General features: G+C 70.9%; 17 protein-coding genes and 2 tRNA genes. 7 read left to right on the top strand and 12 right to left on the bottom strand.

Going from position 1 to position 19342, the window contains the following annotated elements:
* Positions 1-4: 4 nt before the first annotated feature.
* The 8 genes from IG08_RS0129930 to IG08_RS54535 form a co-directional block, all read right to left on the bottom strand.
* Positions 5-2197, bottom strand: a complete 2193-nt coding sequence (locus IG08_RS0129930) for an ArnT family glycosyltransferase (RefSeq protein ID WP_030609227.1) — start codon at positions 2195-2197, stop codon at positions 5-7.
* Positions 2197-3717, bottom strand: a complete 1521-nt coding sequence (locus IG08_RS0129925; protein ID WP_030609224.1) for a bifunctional glycosyltransferase family 2/GtrA family protein — start codon at positions 3715-3717, stop codon at positions 2197-2199. The genes IG08_RS0129930 and IG08_RS0129925 overlap by 1 nt, the downstream gene beginning before the upstream one ends.
* 14 nt (positions 3718-3731) lie before the next feature.
* On the bottom strand, positions 3732-5351 hold the full coding sequence (locus IG08_RS0129920; RefSeq protein ID WP_030609222.1) for a sensor histidine kinase: 1620 nt from the start codon (positions 5349-5351) through the stop codon (positions 3732-3734).
* On the bottom strand, positions 5348-6088 hold the full coding sequence (locus IG08_RS0129915) for a response regulator transcription factor (protein WP_199820922.1): 741 nt from the start codon (positions 6086-6088) through the stop codon (positions 5348-5350). The genes IG08_RS0129920 and IG08_RS0129915 overlap by 4 nt, the downstream gene beginning before the upstream one ends.
* A gap of 164 nt (positions 6089-6252) precedes the next feature.
* Positions 6253-6636, bottom strand: a complete 384-nt coding sequence (locus tag IG08_RS0129910; RefSeq protein ID WP_030609216.1) for an antibiotic biosynthesis monooxygenase family protein — start codon at positions 6634-6636, stop codon at positions 6253-6255.
* A gap of 102 nt (positions 6637-6738) precedes the next feature.
* On the bottom strand, positions 6739-7614 hold the full coding sequence (locus IG08_RS0129905) for a DUF2797 domain-containing protein (RefSeq protein ID WP_078655802.1): 876 nt from the start codon (positions 7612-7614) through the stop codon (positions 6739-6741).
* 39 nt (positions 7615-7653) lie between these two features.
* A complete protein-coding gene (locus IG08_RS56000) occupies positions 7654-8049 on the bottom strand; it encodes an ankyrin repeat domain-containing protein (RefSeq protein ID WP_158812293.1) in 396 nt (131 codons plus the stop codon).
* Positions 8046-8261 (bottom strand): hypothetical protein, encoded by a 216-nt coding sequence (locus IG08_RS54535; protein ID WP_043455524.1) that lies wholly within the window; start codon positions 8259-8261, stop codon positions 8046-8048. The genes IG08_RS56000 and IG08_RS54535 overlap by 4 nt, the downstream gene beginning before the upstream one ends.
* A 243-nt stretch (positions 8262-8504) precedes the next feature.
* Between IG08_RS54535 and IG08_RS61590 the strand changes: the two genes are divergently transcribed.
* Entirely contained in the window at positions 8505-9116 is a 612-nt protein-coding gene (locus IG08_RS61590; protein ID WP_234343005.1) for a GtrA domain-containing protein, read from the top strand.
* An 11-nt stretch (positions 9117-9127) separates the two neighbouring features.
* Here IG08_RS61590 and IG08_RS0129890 read toward each other — a convergent pair whose 3' ends face one another.
* Positions 9128-9988 (bottom strand): GntR family transcriptional regulator, encoded by an 861-nt coding sequence (locus tag IG08_RS0129890; RefSeq protein WP_030609207.1) that lies wholly within the window; start codon positions 9986-9988, stop codon positions 9128-9130.
* Positions 9989-10069: 81 nt separating this feature from the next.
* Between IG08_RS0129890 and IG08_RS0129885 the strand changes: the two genes are divergently transcribed.
* From IG08_RS0129885 to IG08_RS0129870, 4 genes are all read left to right on the top strand, one after another.
* Positions 10070-10468, top strand: a complete 399-nt coding sequence (locus IG08_RS0129885) for a VOC family protein (protein WP_078655801.1) — start codon at positions 10070-10072, stop codon at positions 10466-10468.
* A gap of 2 nt (positions 10469-10470) precedes the next feature.
* Positions 10471-11076, top strand: a complete 606-nt coding sequence (locus IG08_RS57505) for a hypothetical protein (RefSeq protein ID WP_052424928.1) — start codon at positions 10471-10473, stop codon at positions 11074-11076.
* Between the two features lie 58 nt (positions 11077-11134).
* Positions 11135-11677: an MOSC domain-containing protein gene (locus IG08_RS0129875; RefSeq protein ID WP_030609198.1), complete on the top strand. Its 543-nt coding sequence runs from the start codon at positions 11135-11137 to the stop codon at positions 11675-11677.
* 160 nt (positions 11678-11837) lie between these two features.
* The gene (locus IG08_RS0129870; protein WP_030609195.1) at positions 11838-12041 is read left to right on the top strand and encodes a hypothetical protein; all 204 of its coding nucleotides are present in this window, start codon (positions 11838-11840) and stop codon (positions 12039-12041) included.
* Between the two features lie 309 nt (positions 12042-12350).
* On the opposite strand, the gene IG08_RS0129865 is transcribed toward IG08_RS0129870, so the two are convergent.
* Together IG08_RS0129865 and IG08_RS0129860 are read right to left on the bottom strand one after the other, a co-directional pair.
* Positions 12351-12423, bottom strand: a tRNA-Arg gene (locus IG08_RS0129865).
* 187 nt (positions 12424-12610) lie between these two features.
* Positions 12611-12701 (bottom strand) — tRNA-Ser (locus tag IG08_RS0129860).
* Positions 12702-12881: 180 nt separating this feature from the next.
* On the opposite strand from IG08_RS0129860, the gene IG08_RS0129855 reads away from it, so the two are divergent.
* On the top strand, positions 12882-13325 hold the full coding sequence (locus IG08_RS0129855) for an SSI family serine proteinase inhibitor (RefSeq protein WP_030609192.1): 444 nt from the start codon (positions 12882-12884) through the stop codon (positions 13323-13325).
* A 175-nt stretch (positions 13326-13500) separates the two neighbouring features.
* Positions 13501-17496, top strand: a complete 3996-nt coding sequence (locus IG08_RS0129850) for a hybrid sensor histidine kinase/response regulator (RefSeq protein WP_030609189.1) — start codon at positions 13501-13503, stop codon at positions 17494-17496.
* Positions 17497-17642: 146 nt separating this feature from the next.
* On the opposite strand, the gene IG08_RS0129845 is transcribed toward IG08_RS0129850, so the two are convergent.
* Positions 17643-19286, bottom strand: a complete 1644-nt coding sequence (locus IG08_RS0129845; RefSeq protein ID WP_043455555.1) for a long-chain fatty acid--CoA ligase — start codon at positions 19284-19286, stop codon at positions 17643-17645.
* Positions 19287-19342: the final 56 nt, after the last annotated feature.

Genomic DNA, 19342 nt, shown 5'->3' with positions numbered 1-19342 from the left:
GACGTCAGCTGCTCGCCTTCTGCGTGAGGTCGTAGAAGGTGGACGAACCGACCGTCACCTTCTTGAAGTTGGCCTCGACCCAGGAGGTGATCTGCGAGGACGTGCCCTCGCTGCTGCTGCCGCCCATGCCGCCGCTGCTGCCGGAGGAGATGAAGTAGTGGATCTTGCCGTCCGCCACGTACTCCTTGAACTGCGCCAGCGTCGGGGACGGGTCGGTGCCGTTGAAGCCGCCGATCGCCATGACCGACTCGTCGGTGGCGAGCTGGTAGCTCGCGGCGTTCTGGGCGCCGATCGCGGCCGCGGCCCACGTGTACTTGTCGGCGTCGGCCTCCAGCAGCTTCTTGGCCTCGTCGGTGACGGTGGCGCCGTTGAGCAGACCGCCGGCACCGCCTCCGCCGCCCATGCCGCCGCCTTCACCCATGCCGCCCTGCTGGTTCTGGCCCTGGGTGTTTCCGTTGCCCTGGGTGTTGCCGTTCTGGCCCGGCATACCGCCGCCGAAGCCGCCGGTGCCGCCGGTGCCGCCGGGCATGCCGCCGCCCTGCTGGCCCTGGCCCTGCGTGTTGCCGTTGCCGTTCTGCTGGTTCTGGCCGGGCATACCGCCGCCCATGCCGCCACCGGGACCGCCGCCCCGGCCACCGCCGCCGCCCATCATGCTCGCGCCCGACGGACCCGCCGTGGGAATGGAGCCGGTGTGCGCGGAGTTCACCGTGCTCAGCGTGTACGCCGTCGGGCCGGCCAGGGAGGCCACGATTCCCAGGCCCACCGCGGCGAGCGCCAGCTGCCGGCCGAGCTTGGCCACGAAGATCAGGCCGAACGCGGCGGTCAGGCCGCCGACGAGGACGAACCACTTCAGCCAGGGCAGGTAGTCGGGAGTGCGGTTGAGGAGGACGTATCCCCAGGCCGAGGCCGCGACGACGGAGGCCGCGAGGGTGAGCGAGGCCCACATCTCGCCGCGCTTCTTCCACAGGACGTCCGCGCCCATGCCGACCACGGCCGCGATGTAGGGGGCGAGGGCGATCGTGTAGTACTGGTGGAAGATGCCCGCCATGTAGCTGAAGACGACCAAGGTGATCAGCAGCGAGCCGCCCCACACAAGGAACGAACCGCGGGTCACCGACGTCCGCTTGAGCTTGCGCGTCGCCACCAGGCCCGCGACCAGCAGGATCAGCGCGGCCGGCAGCAGCCAGGAGATCTGAGCGCCGATCTCGGAGTTGAACATCCGGTCCCAGCCGGTCTCGCCCCACTGCCCGGTGCCGGTGCCGCCACCGCCGCCGCCGACGCTGCCGGTCTCCTCGCCGTTGAGGCGGCCGAGACCGTTGTAGCCGAAGGTCAGCTCAAGGAAGCTGTTGTTCTGCGAACCGCCGATGTAGGGGCGGGAGGACGCCGGCCACAGCTCGACGATCGCGACCCACCAGCCGCCGGAGACGATCAGCGCGAGCGTGCCCGCGGCCAGCTGTCCGAAGCGCTTCTTCAGCGACACCGGGGCGACGACCGCGTACACGATGGCCAGGGACGGAAGGATCAGGAAGGCCTGCAGGGTCTTGCCGAGGAAGGCGAAACCGATCGCCACACCGGCGTACACCAGCCACTTCGTCTTGCCGTCCTCGACGGCGCGGACGACGAAGTAGCAGGCCAGCGCCATCAGCAGGGCCAGCATCGCGTCCGGGTTGTTGAACCGGAACATCAGCGCCGCGACGGGAGTGAGCGCGAGCACGGCGCCCGCGATCAGACCGGCCCCGGGGCTGAACCGGCGGCGCACCGAGGCGTAGACGACCGCGACCGTGCCGACGCCCATGAGGACCTCGGGGCCGAGGATCGTCCACGAGTTCAGGCCGAAGATCCTGGCCGCGATCTCCATCGGCCACAGGAAGGCCGAGGGCTTGTCGACGGTGATGGCGTTGCCCGCGTCCAGCGAGCCGAAGAACATCGCCTTCCAGCTCTTGGTGCCGGCCTGGACGGCCGCCGAGTAGAAGGAGTTGGCGTAGCCGGAGGCGCTCAGGTTGTAGAAGTAGAGCGCCGCGGTGGCGAGGAGCATGCCCCAGAACGCCGGGCGCACCCAGCGGGGGTCCTCGGGCCGGCCGCGCCACAGTCTCTGCACGAACGGCTGCTTGGGCTCACCGGCCTCGGGGGCCGGCGGGGCGGACGGAGCGGACGGAGTCACGGGCTCCTGTACCGCCGTATCGAAGTGCGTGGTCATCAGGAGTCCCTCGGATCGGTGTCGGTCGGGCGCACCGGCTGCAGCTGCATGGTGGCGTCCGCCCACGTGCGGTCCGCGGCTTCACCGGCGCGGAACTGGGTCGTATCGAACTGGGCCGAATCGAACTGCGTCGTCTCGTACGAGGCACCGGGCCCCGTGGCGTACTGGTTGACCATCGGACGCTGCGGCAGCGGCTGGTTGCCGTGCTGCTGCTGTGTCCTGGTCGAGTAGGTGGGCGACGAGAGGTTGTTGCCGGCGACGACGGTCGACGGCTGGTCGTCGCGCCGGTCGGGGAACACCCAGGCCCGGAAGAGCAGGAAGCGCAGCACCGTCGCCGCGAGGTTGGCGGCGATGAGCACCGCCAGTTCGGTGGAGTGCGCGGGGTCGCTGCTGGCCGCGTTCAGCGCGGCGAGCGAACCGCTGGTCAGCGCGAGGCCGATACCGAAGACGACCAGGCCCTGCGCCTGGTGCTTGACGGCGCTGCCCCGGCCGCGCACCCCGAAGGTCAGTCGTCGGTTGGCGGCCGTGTTGGCGACCGCCGAGACCAGCAGCGCGAGCGCGTTGGCGATCTGCGCGCCGGAGAAGCCGCGGAAGGCGCTGTAGAGCACCAGGTAGAACAGGGTGGACAGACCGCCGACGACACAGAAGCCGACGAGCTGGCGGGCCAGCCCCTTCGGTACGTCCTTGATCTCGCGGTCGCGCGGATCGTCGCCGAAGGGACGGGTGATCCGGTCCAGCGGCAGCGAACCGGAGGCCAGGGCCTTGCCCACGCGCCACACCCCCTTGAGGTCCTCGGTCGCGGTCTTCACGATGTGAACGGTGGAGTCCGGGTCGTCGACCCAGTCGACGGGCACCTCGTGGATACGGAGCCCCGCGCGCTCGGCGATCACCAGCATCTCGGTGTCGAAGAACCAGTCGGTGTCCTCGACCATCGGCAGCAGCACCTGGGCCACGTCACGGCGGATCGCCTTGAAGCCGCACTGCGCGTCCGAGAAGCGGGCCTGCAGCGAGCCGCGCAGGATGAGGTTGTAGGCCCGGCTGATGAACTCGCGCTTCGGCCCGCGCACCACGCGGGAGCTGCGGGCCAGCCGGGAACCGATCGCCAGGTCGGAGTGACCGGAGATCAGCGGCGCCACCAGCGGCAGCAGCGCGTTGAGGTCGGTGGACAGGTCGACGTCCATGTACGCGAGGACCGGGGCGTCCGAGGCGGACCAGACGGTCCGCAGCGCCCGGCCGCGACCCTTCTGCTCCAGCCGGAAGGCCTTCACCTCGGGGATCTCCGCCTCCAGCCGCTGGGACACCAGGGGAGTGGTGTCCGTCGACGCGTTGTCCGCGATCGTGATGCGGAACGCGTACGGGAACGTGCGCTTGAGGTGCTCGTGCAGTCTCAGCACACACGGCTGGAGGTCCTTCTCCTCGTTGTAGACGGGGATCACTACGTCCAGGACAGGCGTACCGGCGTCTCCGGCCGGGAGGTGCTCCCGCGCCGGCAAGTTGCCGGGAGAAAGGTCGGTTCGCATGACATCGACTCTGGTCAAGCGCCCTGTTGCACCCATATGGCAGCGCTGTGCTGTGCCTGTGAGTACGATTGCCAATTCGTTTCGGGGGCCGGGTGGGGCAACTGCGGGCCAACAGCGGGCAAGTGCACGGTAAAGACCGTGCGTCCGGGAACGCTGTCGACGGTCACGGCACCGCCGTGCGCGGTCGCGACGGCCTGAACGATCGCCAGGCCGAGGCCCGTCGAGCCGGAGGCACGGGAGCGCGAGGAATCGCCGCGCGCGAACCGTTCGAAGACGTGCGGAAGCAAATCGTCAGGGATGCCCTGGCCGTTGTCCTCGACGTCCACGCACATCCAGGGACCGCGCCGCTGTACACGTGCGGTGACGGTCGTACCGGGCGGGGTGTGCTTGCGGGCGTTGCCGAGCAGGTTGATGAGCACCTGCTGGAGCCGGGCCGCGTCCCCGGAGACGATGGCCGGTTCGTCGGGCAGGTCGAGCCGCCAGTTGTGCTCCATGCCGGCCGCGCGGGCGTCGCTGATGGTGTCCACGACGAGCGGGATGAGGTCGGTCTGCTCGAACTGCAGCGGCCGCCCGGCGTCCAGACGCGCGAGCAGCAGCAGGTCCTCGACGAGCAACGTCATCCGGCCCGCCTCGGACTCGATACGGCCGAGAGCGTGCCGGGTGTCGGGGCCGACGTCCTCTCTGCCGCGTCTGGTGAGCTCGGCGTACCCCCGGATGGAGGCGAGGGGGGTCCTGAGTTCATGGCTGGCGTCGGCGACGAACTGCCGTACCCGCATCTCGCTCTGCTGGCGGGAGTGCAGGGCGCCGTGGACGTGGTCCAGCATGCGGTTGAGCGCGGCGCCGACCTGGCCGACCTCGGTGTGCGGGTCGGTCTCGGACTCGGGCACCCGCTCGCTGAGGTTGACCTCGCCGGTGTGGAGGGGGAGTTCGGAGACGCGGGTCGCCGTGGCGGCGACCCGGCGGAGGGGGCGGGTGGCAAGGCCGACCAGCACGTAGCCGGCGATGACGGCGGCGCCGAGACCGGCGGCGGTGACGCTGACCTCGACGAGGATCAGGGTGTCGATGGTGGCGTCGACGTCCGCGGTGGGGATGGCGACGTAGTAGGCGGAGGTGTCGTTGGTGGCATACCGGACGAGGTAGTTGCCGATGCCGGGGAGCTCGACCCTGTGCTCTTTCTGATCCTTGGGGACGTCGTTGAGCACCGTGAGCTGGGCGTCCGTGAGCTCCACGGCCGTCATCTGGTAGTCGCTGGACTTGTCACCGCGCTTGGCGTCGGTGATCTTGCCCTTCTCCACCTTGGCCGCGACCGTGCCGTCCGGCCCCGGGCCCGTGACGAAGGTGGCAGGGGTGGCCGCTTTGTCCTTGGCCGCACTGCTCTGGTCGGTGTCTCCACCACCGGCCCCGGCGGCGGGCGGCTGCTTGAAGTCGTCGCGTGGCGCCACCCGCGCCGAGACCTCGTTCAGCTTGCCTTCCAGCTGCTCGTACAGATGCGACCGCAACGCCAGTGTCGTCACGGTGCCGATCACCGCACAGACCACCGCGATCAGCACCACGGACGCGACGACGAGCCGCGTCCGCAGGGTGCGGGGCTTACCCGCGCGCGTCTGCTTGCGCGGCCGTCGTCGCCCGCTCATGAGGCCGCGGGCTTGATCAGGTAGCCGGCACCACGCCGGGTGTGGATCATCGGCTCACGACCCGCGTCGATCTTGCGGCGCAGGTACGAGATGTAGAGCTCGACGACATTGGCCTGCCCTCCGAAGTCGTACGACCACACGCGGTCGAGGATCTGAGCCTTGCTGAGCACTCGCCGAGGATTACGCATGAGGAAGCGCAGAAGCTCAAACTCGGTCGCGGTGAGGTGGATGCCCTCCCCGGCCCGCGAGACCTCGTGGCTGTCCTCGTCGAGAGTGAGGTCACCGACGACGAGCACGGAGTCGGAGCGGCGGTCGGCGGCACCGGAGCGGCGGATGAGCCCGCGCAGTCGCGCGACGACTTCCTCGAGGCTGAACGGCTTGGTGACGTAGTCGTCGCCACCGGCGGTGAGGCCGGCGATACGGTCCTCGACGGCGTCCTTGGCGGTGAGGAAGAGGACGGGGACGTCCGGGAGGTCACGGCGCAGCCGACCCAGGACGGCGAGACCGTCCATGTCGGGCAGCATCATGTCCAGGACGACGGCGTCGGGCCGGAACTCACGCGCGGTCTGGACGGCACCCTGGCCGTCCCCCGCGCTACGGATCTGCCAGCCCTCATAGCGGAGGGCCATGGACAGCAGTTCGGTGATCGACAGCTCGTCGTCCACCACAAGCACGCGGACGGGGCTCCCGTCCGGCCTCAGCAGTTCGGTGCGCCCCTGGGGCGAGGTCGTGGTCATGGTGAACACCATGTCGGGGTCCCCTGAGAACACCCTTTCGGAAATCTGTGATTTTCCTGAGAAACGCACAGGAGACTCTCAGGGAGTCCCTGGGGAACTCCTTGTTCGGTGGGACGGACGGGACGTCCGAGCAGGTCGGGCCCTGGGTCGGGCCCTGGGTCGACTCACGGCCCGGCCTCCGCACGCTCATAGCTGCGACTGTGCTCCACCTTGGCGATGTGCAGCGAGTACCGCTCGTACCAGTGCTCCCGCCCGTACGCCTTGGCAGCCCGGTGCTCCGCGTCCCCCCGCCACGCCTCTATCCCGGCCAGGTCCCGGAAGTAGGCGATGGTGACGGACAGCCCACCGGGCGTACGCGCCGAGTCCTCACCGAGAAACCCGGGGATCCGCTGCACGAGCTCCCCCATGCGCGCGGCGGTGTCGGCGTACCCGTCGTCTCCGTCGTCTCCGCCGTCTCCCTCGTCGTGCTCGGCGCGCACGGAGGTGAAGACGACGGCGTAGTACGGAGGTTCATGGGCGGCGACAGGTGCGATACGGCGATCACTCATGTCACCCACGATCGACTCAGCAGCCACACACCGTCCAGACCACTTACCGAAAGGGATCCTTAAGGGATCCAACTCTTGACCGTTCCCCCTCCGTCCGGTGCATCAGAACAACCCGTCCTGGACCCCTGTCGCCCCCTTGAACTCCCGTATGGGCACGGAGATTTCGGCGTTGCCGGCAGGAACCAGCTCCCACCCGGTCATCAACCGTGTGTCCAGTACGACGACCCCCTTGCCGTCCGTCTCCAGGTGCAGGTCGGGCCCCGCGGCCGCCACCAGTCGTCCCCCGACCGCACCGCCCGCGACGAGCTCGCTCACCGCGCCGACGGCGGTGGGCAGCCCGGCGAGCCCGAAGACCTCGACGTGATCGACCGGTCCGTACGGCGCCTGCTCCAGCGACTCGGGCCACCTGCCCAGTGCCACCGCCCGCTCATGCAATTCCGCGATCTCGGCCGCCCGCTCCGCCGCCGACGCCGGCAACGCGGACCGCACCGCCCGCTTGTCGCCGTAGGGAATCCGGTCGGGCACCCCGAGGGCGGCCCGCAGCAGCTCCTCGGTGCGGCGCGCGGCCATGAGGGGGCCGGTGCCGAGCCAGGTGAAGCAGACGGCGCCCTGTTCAAGCAGCCGGGCGGAACCCCGCTCTTCGGCGGTGATCCCGACTTTCACCATCCCCGGCCCGAACCACGCCAGATATACGCGGTAGGGCCGAGGATCGTCCGCGATCGTGTCCGCGGCCACGGAGTGCGCCCGGTCCAGCCGCCCGCACTCCTCGCACCGCGCCCCCGTGCTCCGCCCCGACACCGCCGCCCGCACCGGACACGCATGCCCCCGCGCTCCCACACACGTCCGCACACCCCCTTCCGCGACCCCGAAGGCCACCCGCTTCCCCCAGGTCAGCGCACTGCGCCGCCCGCCGTCCCACACCAGCACGGGGCCGTCCGCCGACCATCGCAGCCCCGAGCACTTCCACGCCTGTGCCATCCCTCACGAGATTAGAGGGCACCACTGACAACGGCGGCTTCAGCTCCCGGAGCCGGCCGCTGTCTGCAGTACGGCGGCGATGTCCCCGTACGCCTGCCGACGCCCGACACGCTCCTCGGCATGCCGGCGGAGGTGGGGGAGGAGCGTGGGCCGTACGACGGCCCCCCGCCCCACCAGGTACCGCACCATTCCCCCGTACCCGAAACAGGCCGCCCACTCCAGCGCGGTCCCGCGGTTCAGCTCCGCCTCGAGGTCGGCCCCACGGTCCAACAGCAGTTCCACGGCGGCCGGTTGCCCCTCCGCCGTCCCGGTCGCCGCCGGCACCAGGGGCACCTGACGCAGCCGGTCCCGCTCGTCCGGGTGGACGCCACGGTCGAGGAGGGCTTCGAGAACCCCGGTGTGCCCGTGGAGCGCCGCGCAGGACAACGAGGTCATCTCCCCGTACTCGCCCACCCGCTGCCGCGGATCCGCCCCGCGTCGAGGAGCGGGCCCACCACCCCGGCGTGCCCCGCGCGCACGGCCGCCGCCAGGGCCGTACGCCGGTGGATGTCGTCCGCGTCGGCGTCGACGCCGTCCCCCAACATCCGTTCCACGACGGCCGGTTCGCCGTCCCCCGCCGCGTTCACGAACCGCTCCGCCGCCTCCACGGAAGCGATTGTCCCCGGCGTCGCCGGCCTGTCCTCGGGGGTGACCCACCCCTTGAGGGTGTAGCCAGCCCTACCTCGGTTTCGGGAGGGCGCTCCATCGTTCCGCGGCCCGCCCGACGGCATCGTTGATCTCGGCTGATCCGGGAGCTGATCCCGGCTGAAGTTCGACTGAAGCCCCACTGAAGCTCGGTCGGTGTCAGCTCTGGATCCAAGAAGTTCGAGACCGCCCGGAAGGAAACCACCATGGAGTCGCTCCTCACGTCGAAGCCGCAGCCGCAGCCGGCTCGCGAGACGCGACGCACGGACGGTGCGGCCCCGGGGCCGGTCGCCTCCTTCATCCGCTTCGTCATCTGCGGTGGCGGTGTCGGCGTCCTCTCCAGCGCCGCCGTACCGTTGGTGGCGCTGGCGATGCCCTGGGCGGTCGCGAACGCGGTGATCACCGTCGCCTCCACCATCCTGTGCACCGAGCTGCACGCCCTCTTCACCTTCGGCACCGGCCGCCGCCCCGGCCTGCGCCGACACCTCCAGTCCGCGGGCTCGGCCACCGCCGCCTACGTCGTGACCTGCGCCGCGATGTTCATCCTCCACGCGGTCCAGTCCTCGCCCAGCATGCTCACGGAACAGGCGGTCTACCTCAGCGCGTCGGGCCTGGCCGGCATAGGCCGCTTCCTGGTCCTGCGGATGTTCGTGTTCGCGGGCAGCCGCAAGAACCGCACGACGCCGACCACCCCGAACACGACGTCCACCGAGACGACACCGACGACCCCCCTTTCCCCGACGACGGCAACGGCCACGCCCACCACTTGGCTCGACTCTCCCCTGCTGACCCGGCCGGTGGTGGGCGCAGCCTGCTGATCGAGGAGCAGTCAGCGCGCAAGGACCTCCCAGATGGAGTCGAACCACGCCTGCATGCTCTGCACGAACACGGTTCCCTGGGAGTCGGGTTGATGGTCCTTGACGTGGAGCGTGAGCCCTGCGCCCGGGCCGAACACGTCAGTCGCCTCGATCTCCCGGCCGTCGTCCAGCACGATGGACCGCTGGGGAACCTGATAGGGGCCGTACAGCGCCTCAACGCCGTTGACCAGGTACAGCTTGAACATCGGCACAATGTGTACGTGCCGGATCTCCACGTCCACCTCGGGCACAAGTCCCCTGGCATCCAGCTCACTCAGCAAAGTACGCAGCGCTGCGGTGTGCCGACGCGTGACACCCAGCATCCGCTCTCTGAGGCCATCGTCGTGAGCACCGTCCTCGGTCCGCCAGTACGGCGTCTCAAGCGACTCGGAGGGAAGCAGCAGCCGTATGGCGATGCGCTGGGGAGCGATCTCCTGAGCAAGGATCCGCTCCGCCTGAAGCCGAAGGTGCCCGTCCAGGGCTTCCGTCGTCAGCGAGAAGACGTCCATGGTCACTTCCGCCCGCTCGAAGGCGCGACAGATGACCGTCCCGAGCGTCACGATGCGGTCGTGCTCCGCGCTGCTCCCCAGCTCAGGCACCCCCCGCGCCCCGATCACCCGCGCGCCGACCCCCTGACGGATCGCGATCAACCCTTCGGCCTTCAGCTCTCCGAGCACCCGCTGGACGGTGTCTCTGGACACATCGAACTCCGCGGCAAGCTCACGCTGGCTCGGCAGGATCCCGTTCAGCGGATATCGGCCGTCTCCAATACGAGCCCGCAGCTCGCCCAGGACGCGCTCAAGCTCCCTGCCGCCACCGTTCCCTCGACTCACACCGCGCTCGTACCGCCCACCCGAGCCGAACAAACCCCTCCGGTGCCGTCCTCCGTCCCCGAGCCGTAGGAAGCTAGCCCCATGTCACCCCACCTGCGAGTCAAGGACTTCGACCACCTCGTCCTCAACGTCCAGGACGTCGAACGCGCCCTGGAGTTCTACTGCGGCCCCCTCGGCCTGGAGCCCGTCCGTGTGGACGAGTGGCGGGCCGGCAAGGTGTCGTTCCCGTCCGTGCGGGTCACGCCCACCACGATCATCGACCTGCTCGACCGCCCCCGCTCCGAGTCGAACGTCGACCACATCTGCCTGGTCGTCGAGCCACTCGACTGGCACGAGGTCATCGCCTCCGGCACCTTCACCGTGCTCGAAGGCCCGGTCGGCCGCTTCGGCGCCCGAGGCGAGGCCCAGTCGGTCTACGTGCAGGACCCGGACGGCAACACCGTAGAACTGCGCTGGTATCCACAGGACGTGGACCACTGAACGTGCCGCGCCACCCCTACTGGGACCCGCTCCCCACGGCCCGCCGCCTCGTCACCGCCACGTCTCCGACAAGGCCCGTCTTCTCCGGCGTATGGACGGAAAGGAACTGGCGCAACGTCCCCGGCCCCTTCTACGGCGCCGCCACCGACTCCATGATGCTGGGCCGCGACGACGCCCCGCACCACATCTGCTACGACGACGACCTGGGCGGCGGATTCGGGTCGGAGTTCGTCTACCGCCAGCCCGCGAACGAGACGGAGACCGAGGCGTTGGTCTCCGCGGCCACCATGGAGTTGTACGAGGGATACGGCTGGGACGGCGACGACCACTGGACCGCCGACACCGTCCGCGCATGGTGGCGCGACCGCGGCCGGGTCCGCGAGTGGGCGCTGGCCATCGCGGCCGACTGGGGCGCCGACACGCACCGCGACTGGGGCTTCAACGGCACGGCGGAGTACCGGGGCCACTACCAGGACGCCGCCCAGGGCCACCGGGACTTCGTGGCCCATATCGACGACGGCGGACTGGAGCGGTACCTGCGCGACTACGTCTTCTGGCTCGACCACCGCCGCGCGCGCCGCCGTTGGGAATCCCTTCCTGCTCTCTAGCAGCTGAGGGCTAGGCTCGAAACAGATCTGTGTTGTCGAAGGACGGGGGTTCCACGGCATGAGCGGGACAGTCACCGCGGTCAGCAGCAACGGCGAGTACTCCTTCACCAAGCCGAACCGGGACAGCATCACGCTGCTCGCCGGCCTCGGCGTGGAGGGCGACATCCACGCCGGCGTCACGGTCAAGCACCGCTCCCGCGTCGCCCAGGACCCCACCCAGCCGAACCTCCGGCAGGTCCACCTCATCCACGAGGAGCTCTTCACCGAGGTGGGCCTGCAGGGCTTCGAGGTCACCCCGGGCCAACTCGGCGAGAACATCACCACCCGAGGCATCGACCTCCTCGCCCTCCCGGTCGGCACCCTCCTCCGCATAGGCCCGGACGCAGTCCTGGAGGTGACCGGGCTGCGCAACCCGTGCCTCCAGATCGACGCCTTCCAGACCGGTCTCCTGAAACAGGTCGTCCGGCGGGACGAGTCCGGCAACCTCGTCCGCAAGGCCGGAATCATGAGCATCGTGAAGGAAGGCGGCGAGATCCGCCCCGGCGACACGATCAAGACGGAGCTTCCCAGCGGCCCGCACCGGCCCCTGGACCGGGTCTGACGCTCCGGGAGGGGGGAGAGCAACCCACCCGGGGTGCAGCCACCTACACCCGCGAATGGGTGGGGAGCGCCATGGTTGCGGCAAGCGGCCGGCGGCATCGTAGTACCCAACGGACAACGGATCCCCGAGGTTCACCCCCCCTCCTCCGGAAGGAACTCCCATGAAGCCGCTGCAGTCCTCGAAGACAAGCACCACCATGGACGCCCGCACCGAGACCCCCCGCGACCACGACCTCGCCCCGCTCCTCAACGCCTGGGACCAGGCCCACCCCGCCGTCACCGACCCCGACTGGCGCCACCTCCTGGACGAGATCGCCCACCCCGGCACCACGGAGGCGTTCCACCACCTGGCCATGGCCGCATGACCCCGTACGTCTCTGCCGTACCCCCACCACATCCAGAACCCGACGCAAGAGGCCCCGGAGCTCCCCTCTCCTGGGCCTCTTGTCTGTGTGCACGTCAGCCCTGGCAGCCGCAGCCGCTCGCGGACTTGGACCCGGCAGGCCAAAACGTCGACGCGGTAACCGCCCCATCCGGGACAGGATCGAACAACGGGCACGCGCCCTGCTCACCGAGCTCGCTATCCGAACGACAAGATGACGGCCCACACCCTGACAGCGCCCGTCCGCCACAACGCAAGAGGCCCCGGATCTCTCCGGGGCCTCTCACCAATGTGCACTCGGCAGGATTCGAACCTGCAACCTTCTGATCCGTAGTCAGATGCTCTATCCGTTAAGCTACGAGTGCTTGTTTTGTTTTCTCGCCGTTCCTTGCCCGTCCGGGCCGCTCGCGGCGACAGGAAGAACATTACATGACTGCCGCCGCCATGTGAAATCCGTTTGCCATACCGCTTGTGACCTGCGGAAACATGCCTACAGGGCACCCTGAACGACGAAGCCCCGGTCGGGTGGACCGGGGCTTCGGTGATCACGCGCGGAGGCGGAGGGATTTGAACCCTCGATGGGATTGAAGTCCCAAACCGCATTAGCAGTGCGGCGCCATAGACCGGACTAGGCGACGCCTCCAGCACAACCGCTCGCGTGCGCGAGTGGTGCGTGCAGATGATGACACAGTCGAGCGCGGTGTCACCAATCGCCTCCCACGGTACTAGGCGGGCAGGCCGCAGGGCAAAGTCGTTCGGCGCGCACGAGACGGTTTCGCAACGTCCGGCCGTCCTCCGCGTTAGTCAGGTCATGTTGCAGGTCATGTCGTACGTCACCCGGCTCGGCCGGTTCGCGCGGTTCGCCCCGCTCGCCCCGCTCGCCCCCCTCCTCGTCCTCACCGCCGCCCCCTCCGCCGCCGCCCACACCGGCAGTGACCACCTCACCGTCACCGTCCAGGACGCGGGCACCGGCGCCGACGGGACCTACGAGCTGGACTGTCACCCCGGCCACGGCAGCCACCCCGACGTCTCCGGTGCCTGTGCCGCGCTCGACCGGAACACCCAGTGGGGGCGGGACACCTTCGCCCCCGTGCCGAATAACAGCATCTGCACGATGCAGTACGGCGGACCCGCCACCGCGCATGTCACGGGCACGTGGGCCGGGCGGCCCGTCGACGCGCGGTTCGACCGGAGCGACGGGTGTGACATCGCGCGTTGGGACCGGTTCGTGCCGCTGCTGCCCGAGCTGGGCGCACCCAGGGCATAAAGATCGTCATGCGTACGCTCACACGTTCTACTTCACTTCGTCGTGCGACCTCCCTCTCATCCGGCACCCCCCGCACAACCGCTGCGCTTAGACTCCCTCGCGTGACACGTCGCGGGCCGGTTGGCAAGATGGCCCGAGCGGTCGGCAAGGTGCGGTAACAGGGAGGAAGCGTCTCGTGAGCAGCAGGCCATCCCGAGGCGCTGCTCGCCTCGCAGCCATACTCGACGCGCTTCCCGATGCGTTGGTGCTGGTCAACGCCAATGGGACCGTCGTGAACGCCAACACCATCGCGCTCGAAGCCTTCGAAGCGCCCGGTACGGCACTGGTGGGGCGTGGGCTGCTCGATCTGCTGCCGCAGTTCGACTCCCGGCTCATCCCGGGGTCGATGCGGCGGCCCGACCACATGGATCCGCGCGGGCAGACCAAGCCGACCCGGATGATCGCGCGCCGGACCGACGGGAGCGAGTTCCCGGTCGAGGTCACCAGCGCGAACCTGGAGAACGGGCAGCAGGCCTACGACGGTTACGGCTACGGCAGCGACGAGCTGCTGATGCTCGTCGTACGCGACCTGACCGGGACCGTGGACACCGAGGCCGAACTGGCGCGTTCGCAGCGGCAGACCGAGATGATCCTGCGGGCCGCGTCCGAGGGCGTGGTCGGGACCGACACCGACGGGCGGATCGTGCTCGTCAATCCGGCCGCCGCTCAGATACTGGGTTATCGGGCCAGTGATCTCGGCGGGCGCGAGCTGCACGACCTCATCCTGCACTCCCGTGGTGACGGCACGCCGTTCCCGTACGAGGAGTCGCCGCTCGCCGACACCCTGCGCTCCGGGCGCAAGCACCGGGTGCGCGGGCAGGTGCTGTGGTCGAAGAAGGGCGAGAAGCTCCCGGCCGACCTGACGACCGCGCCGGTACGCGACGGCGACCAGCTCGTCGGCGCCGTGCTGACCTTCACCGACCGGCGGCCGTACGACTCGCTCGCCGAGGAGAAGGCCGCGGCGGACGAGCGGCACGCGAAGGAGTTGGAGCGGCTCGCCGAGGAGCACGCCTCCGAGCTGACCTCGCTGCGCCAGAAGCACGTGGCCGAGCTCGAGGACCTCCAGGAGCAGCACGACGAGGAACTCGGCGCCAACGAGGAGCGGTACGCGGCGCTCGGGGAGCGGGAGAAGGACCGGTTCGAGGCCCTGGCCGGCCGCCACGACCAGCTGCTCACGCTGCTCGGGCGCTCGCTGCGCGGGCCCCTCGACGAGCTGCGCCGCGAACTGTCCGCCCTCGCCGCGGACGACGCCGGGCAGCTGTGGCCCGAGGCCAACCAGGTGCTGCACCACCTGTCGGCCGGCTACTCGCGCATCACCCACCTCATCGACAACGTCCTCGGCTACCAGCGGCTCGACGCGGGCACCGACAACGTGGTCCGTACGAAGGTGATGCTCGACGCCGTCGTCGCCGCCGGTGTGGACGGCGCGGTGGAGCTCATCGGGCCCGGGCGCGTGCAGTTCGCCGTCCACGCGCCGCCCATCGAGGCCGAGGTCGACGCGCAGCGCCTCGCGACCGCGCTCGCGCATCTCGTCGCGGACGTGGCCGGAGTCGACGCCACCGGCAACTCGCCCGTGTCCGCGGGCGGTTACATGGACAACACCGTCGTGGTCGCGGCGGCGCAGCGCGGGGAAGTCGTACGCATCGAGGTGCGCGGGCCGTACGCCGGGGGAGACCCGGTGCACGAGCCGATCGTGCGCGGGATCGTGCGCGCCCACGGCGGTGTACTGCAGACGCACGACGTGCCGGGCATGAGCGGCAACGCGTATGTGCTGGAAGTGCCGATCGGCGGTGGGGCGGGGGCCGTTACGCCGCCCGGCCCGGCCGCGCTGGAGGCCGGCCCCGCCGCCCCCGCTGCAGCCGTCGTGCCCGAGCAGAGCCCCGGTGGCGGGCGGCGGCGGGCCCGGCGGTCCTCCGTGGACGCCTTCCTGGAGAGCGAGGTGCCAGGCGGCGAGTCCGATGAGTCCGGTGTGTCCGCTACCGAGGGGTCCGCGCCCACCGGGCGGCGCAGGCGGCGTGCGGCGGCGGAGCAGGAGCCCGTGTCCGTGCCGGCCCAGGCCTCCGGCGAGGACGGCGAGGGCTCGGGCGGTACCGGGCGGCGCCGCGGGCGGCCCGCCGAGGGCGCCGAGGGTGCCGCTCCCGAGGACGCCGATGTGTCCGAGGGTGCCGTCATGACCGCCGCCGAGCATGCCGCGGGGACCGCGGCCGTGGCGACCGGCCTGGGCGGGACCGTTCCGCCGCAGGGCGTGCCCGCGCCCGGCGGACGGCGTGCCCGGCGCGACGACGGCGAACAGCACGCGCTGCCGCCCGCGTTGCCCGCGGCTTCCGCCGAGTCGGGACAGGGCGCGTCCGGTCAGGACTCCGAGCAGGCGGGCGGGCGCCGGCGGCGTGCCCTGGCCGCCGCGTCGGAGCGTGCCGCCGCGCAGGAGGCGGGGCCCCGTACGGTGTTCGCTCTGCCGCCCGCCGACGCGGACCGGCCGTCCGACGACGCGGACGAGGCGGGACAGGTGCCCGTGCCGGTTCCTGGGCAGGCTGCCGCTCCGGCCAACGGGCTCTTGCAGGTACCCGGCCAGGCCGTCCCCGTCGACGACGGCCGGCACGACGCCGTACCGCACGACCAGTCCGCCGACCACACCCCGCCGCAGCCGCACCCCGCGAACGCGCCGACGGGCCGCCGTCGGCGGGCCGTGGGCCAGCCGGCGGAGGATGTTCAGGTGGCGGCTCCGGGGCAGTCGGCTCCCGTCCCGGCGCAGGGCACCGCCCCCGCGCAGCCCGTGCCCCAGCCCCTCCCGGCGGAGGCACCCGCCGCCCCCCAGCCGTGGCCCGCCGCGGACGGCACCACCGGCGCCGGAACCCCCGAACCGCCGAAGCCGGCCGCTCCTCAGCCCGCGCCGGCCCCGGAGCCCAAGGCACCGGCCGCACAGCCCCGAGCCGCGCAGCCGCTCCCTGCCGAGGCCACCGCAGCCGCCGCGCCCCCCGCGGCCCCCGCACCGGCGCTCGACCCGAACTCCACCCAGGGCCGCGCGATCAGCGTCCGGACCCTGGGCCAGGGCGTCCCGTTCACCCGCCAGGCGGCCCAGGTCCAGCAGCCGTCGTCGGCCACGCCTCCCCCGCACGCACCGGGCGGCGGAGGCCGGCGCCGCAAGCTCGGCACGCGGCCCGACCCCGCCACCGCCGGAACCCCGGAGCAGACGGCACGCCCGCACCCCACGGCCGAGCAGGCCCAGCCGCAGCCCCAGCCATCGCTCGCCGGCCAGTCCCGGCTCGCGCAGGCCACCGAGGCGACCGGGCGGTCGTACGCCATAGGGGCACCGGACGAGAACGCGGCCGAAGGACCCGAGCCGCTGGACGGTCCCGGCGGGGCGGTCGAGATCCCCGACACCCCGCGGCCCCAGCCGATGGACGACGAGCTGCCGCCCGAGCCGCTCGACAACCCGCGGCGGCTGCTGGTGTGGCCGGCGCCGGACGTCACCACCCAGCAGGCGCTCAGCGACCGCGGCTACCGGCCGGTCATCGTGCACTCGCGCGAGGAGGTCGACGCGCAGATCGCCGCCTTCCCGGCCGCGCTGTTCGTGGACCCGCTGACCGGGCCGATCACGCGGACCGCGCTGCAGTCGCTGCGGCAGGCCGCGGTGGCCGCCGAGGTGCCGGTGATGGTGACGGCGGGACTCGGACAGGCCTCGCGGGAGGCGGCGTACGGCGCCGATCCCGCCGTACTCCTCAAGGCACTGGCGCCTCGGGACACCGAGCAGCACCCGCCGCGCGTGCTGCTGATCGAGGAGCACGCGGAGATCGCGCTGGCGCTGACGGCGACGCTGGAGCGGCGCGGGATGCAGGTGGCGCGGGCCGCGAGCGACGCGGACGCGGTGACGCTGGCCTCGCAGCTGCGGCCGAACCTGGTGGTGATGGACCTGATGCAGGTGCACCGGCGCCAGGCCGGGATCGTCGACTGGCTGCGGGCGAACGGGCAGCTCAACCGGACCCCGCTCGTCGTCTACACGGCCGCCGTCGACCAGGCCGACCTGCCGCGGCTGGCGTCCGGCGAGACGGTGCTGTTCCTCGCGGAGCGGTCGACCAGTCCCGAGGTGCAGAGCCGGATCGTGGACCTGCTCTCGCGGATCGGGACGAATTAGCTCCGCTGGTTGTGCGGTTCGTTCGCCGCGGGCCGGTGGGGGCTGGTCGCTCCCCCATCGCGGCGGAGCCGCATATCGATACAGCCCCGCGCCCCTTACGGGGCGCGGTTCCGCACCTGATTTCACCAGGTCCGCTTGGCTACGGCTCAGAGCTTGGTGACGTCCAGGGCGCCCTCGGCGTACTGCCTGCGCAGCACCTTCTTGTCGAACTTGCCCACGCTCGTCTTCGGGACGGACTCGATGATCGTCCAGCGCTCCGGGAGCTGCCACTTGGCGACGTGGCCGTCGTCGGCGAGGAAGGCGCGCAGGGACTCGAAGTCGGCGGTGGAGCCCTCCTTCAACACGACGGTGGCGAGCGGGCGTTCGCCCCACTTGTCGTCGGGGACGGCCACCACGGCTGCTTCGGCGACGTCGGGGTGCGCCATCAGCGCGTTCTCCAGGTCCACCGACGAGATCCACTCGCCGCCGGACTTGATGACGTCCTTGGCGCGGTCGGTGAGGGTGAGGAAGCCCTCGGGGGAGATCGTGCCGACGTCGCCGGTCTTGAGCCAGCCGTCCTCGCTGAACTTGTCGGCGGGGCGCAGGGGTTCGGCGTCGGGGCCGTTGTAGTAGGCGCCGGCGATCCAGTTGCCGCGGACCTCCAGCTCTCCGGCCGACTCGCCGTCCCAGGGCAGGCGTTCGCCGCCGGGGCCGGTGAGGCGGGCCTCGACACCGGTCGGGAAGCGGCCCTGGGTGAGGCGGTACGCGAACTCCCCCTCGGTACCGACCGCGTGGGCCGGCGGACGGGCGATCGTGCCGAGCGGGGAGGTCTCCGTCATGCCCCAGGCGTGGCAGACGCGCATGCCCAGCTTGTCGAAGGCCGCCATGAGGGCGGGCGGGCAGGCCGAGCCGCCGATGGTGACCTGGGTGAGGGAACTGACGTCGCGGGGCTTGGCGGTGAGCTCGGCGAGCAGGCCCTGCCAGATGGTGGGGACGGCGGCCGCGTGCGTCGGCTTCTCACCCTCGATCATCTCGGCGAGCGGGGCGGGCTGCAGGAACCGGTCCGGCATCAGCATGTTGACGCCGGTCATGAAGGTGGCGTGCGGCAGGCCCCAGGCGTTGACGTGGAACTGCGGGACCACGATGAGCGAGGTGTCCTGGTCGGTCAGGCCCATCGACTGGGCCATGTTGACCTGCATCGAGTGCAGGTAGATCGAACGGTGGCTGTAGACCACGCCCTTGGGGTCGCCCGTGGTGCCGGAGGTGTAACACATGGCGGCGGCCTGGCGTTCGTCCAGCTCGGGCCAGTCGTACGTGGTCGGCTTGCCGGCGATCAGGTCCTCGTACTCGTGCACGCGCGCGTGGCCGTCGGCGAGGGGCGAGCGGTCGCCCGGGCCGGTGACGACGACGTGCTCGACCGTCTTGAGGTGCGGGAGCAGCGGGGCGAGCAGGGGGATCAGCGAACCGTTGACGATCACGACCCGGTCGGCGGCGTGGTTGACGATCCACGCGAGCTGCTCGGGCGGGAGGCGGAGGTTGAGGGTGTGGAGGACCGCGCCCATGGAGGGGATCGCGAAGTAGGCCTCGACGTGCTCGGAGTTGTTCCAGGCGAGCGTCGCCACCCGCTCGCTCTCGACGACCCCGAGATCCTCGCGCAGGGCGTGCGCCAGCTGGGCGGCGCGGGCTCCGATCTCGGCGAAGGAGCGCCGGTGCGGCTCGCTCTCCCCGGTCCAGGTGGTCACCTGTGATGTGCCGTGGATCGTCGACCCGTGGGTCAGGATCCTCGAGATCAGCAGCGGTACGTCCTGCATCGTGCTCAGCACGGCGTCCTCCCGGGGGCGACATTGCCTACGCGGTAGTAAGGGTT

Origin of the sequence: Streptomyces fulvoviolaceus (assembly GCF_000718165.1) — a bacterium.
GTDB classification, from domain to species: Bacteria; Actinomycetota; Actinomycetes; order Streptomycetales; family Streptomycetaceae; genus Streptomyces; species Streptomyces fulvoviolaceus.
The sequence above is the reverse complement of the archived record's forward strand: the minus strand, read 5'-3'. Positions and strand labels throughout refer to the sequence as shown.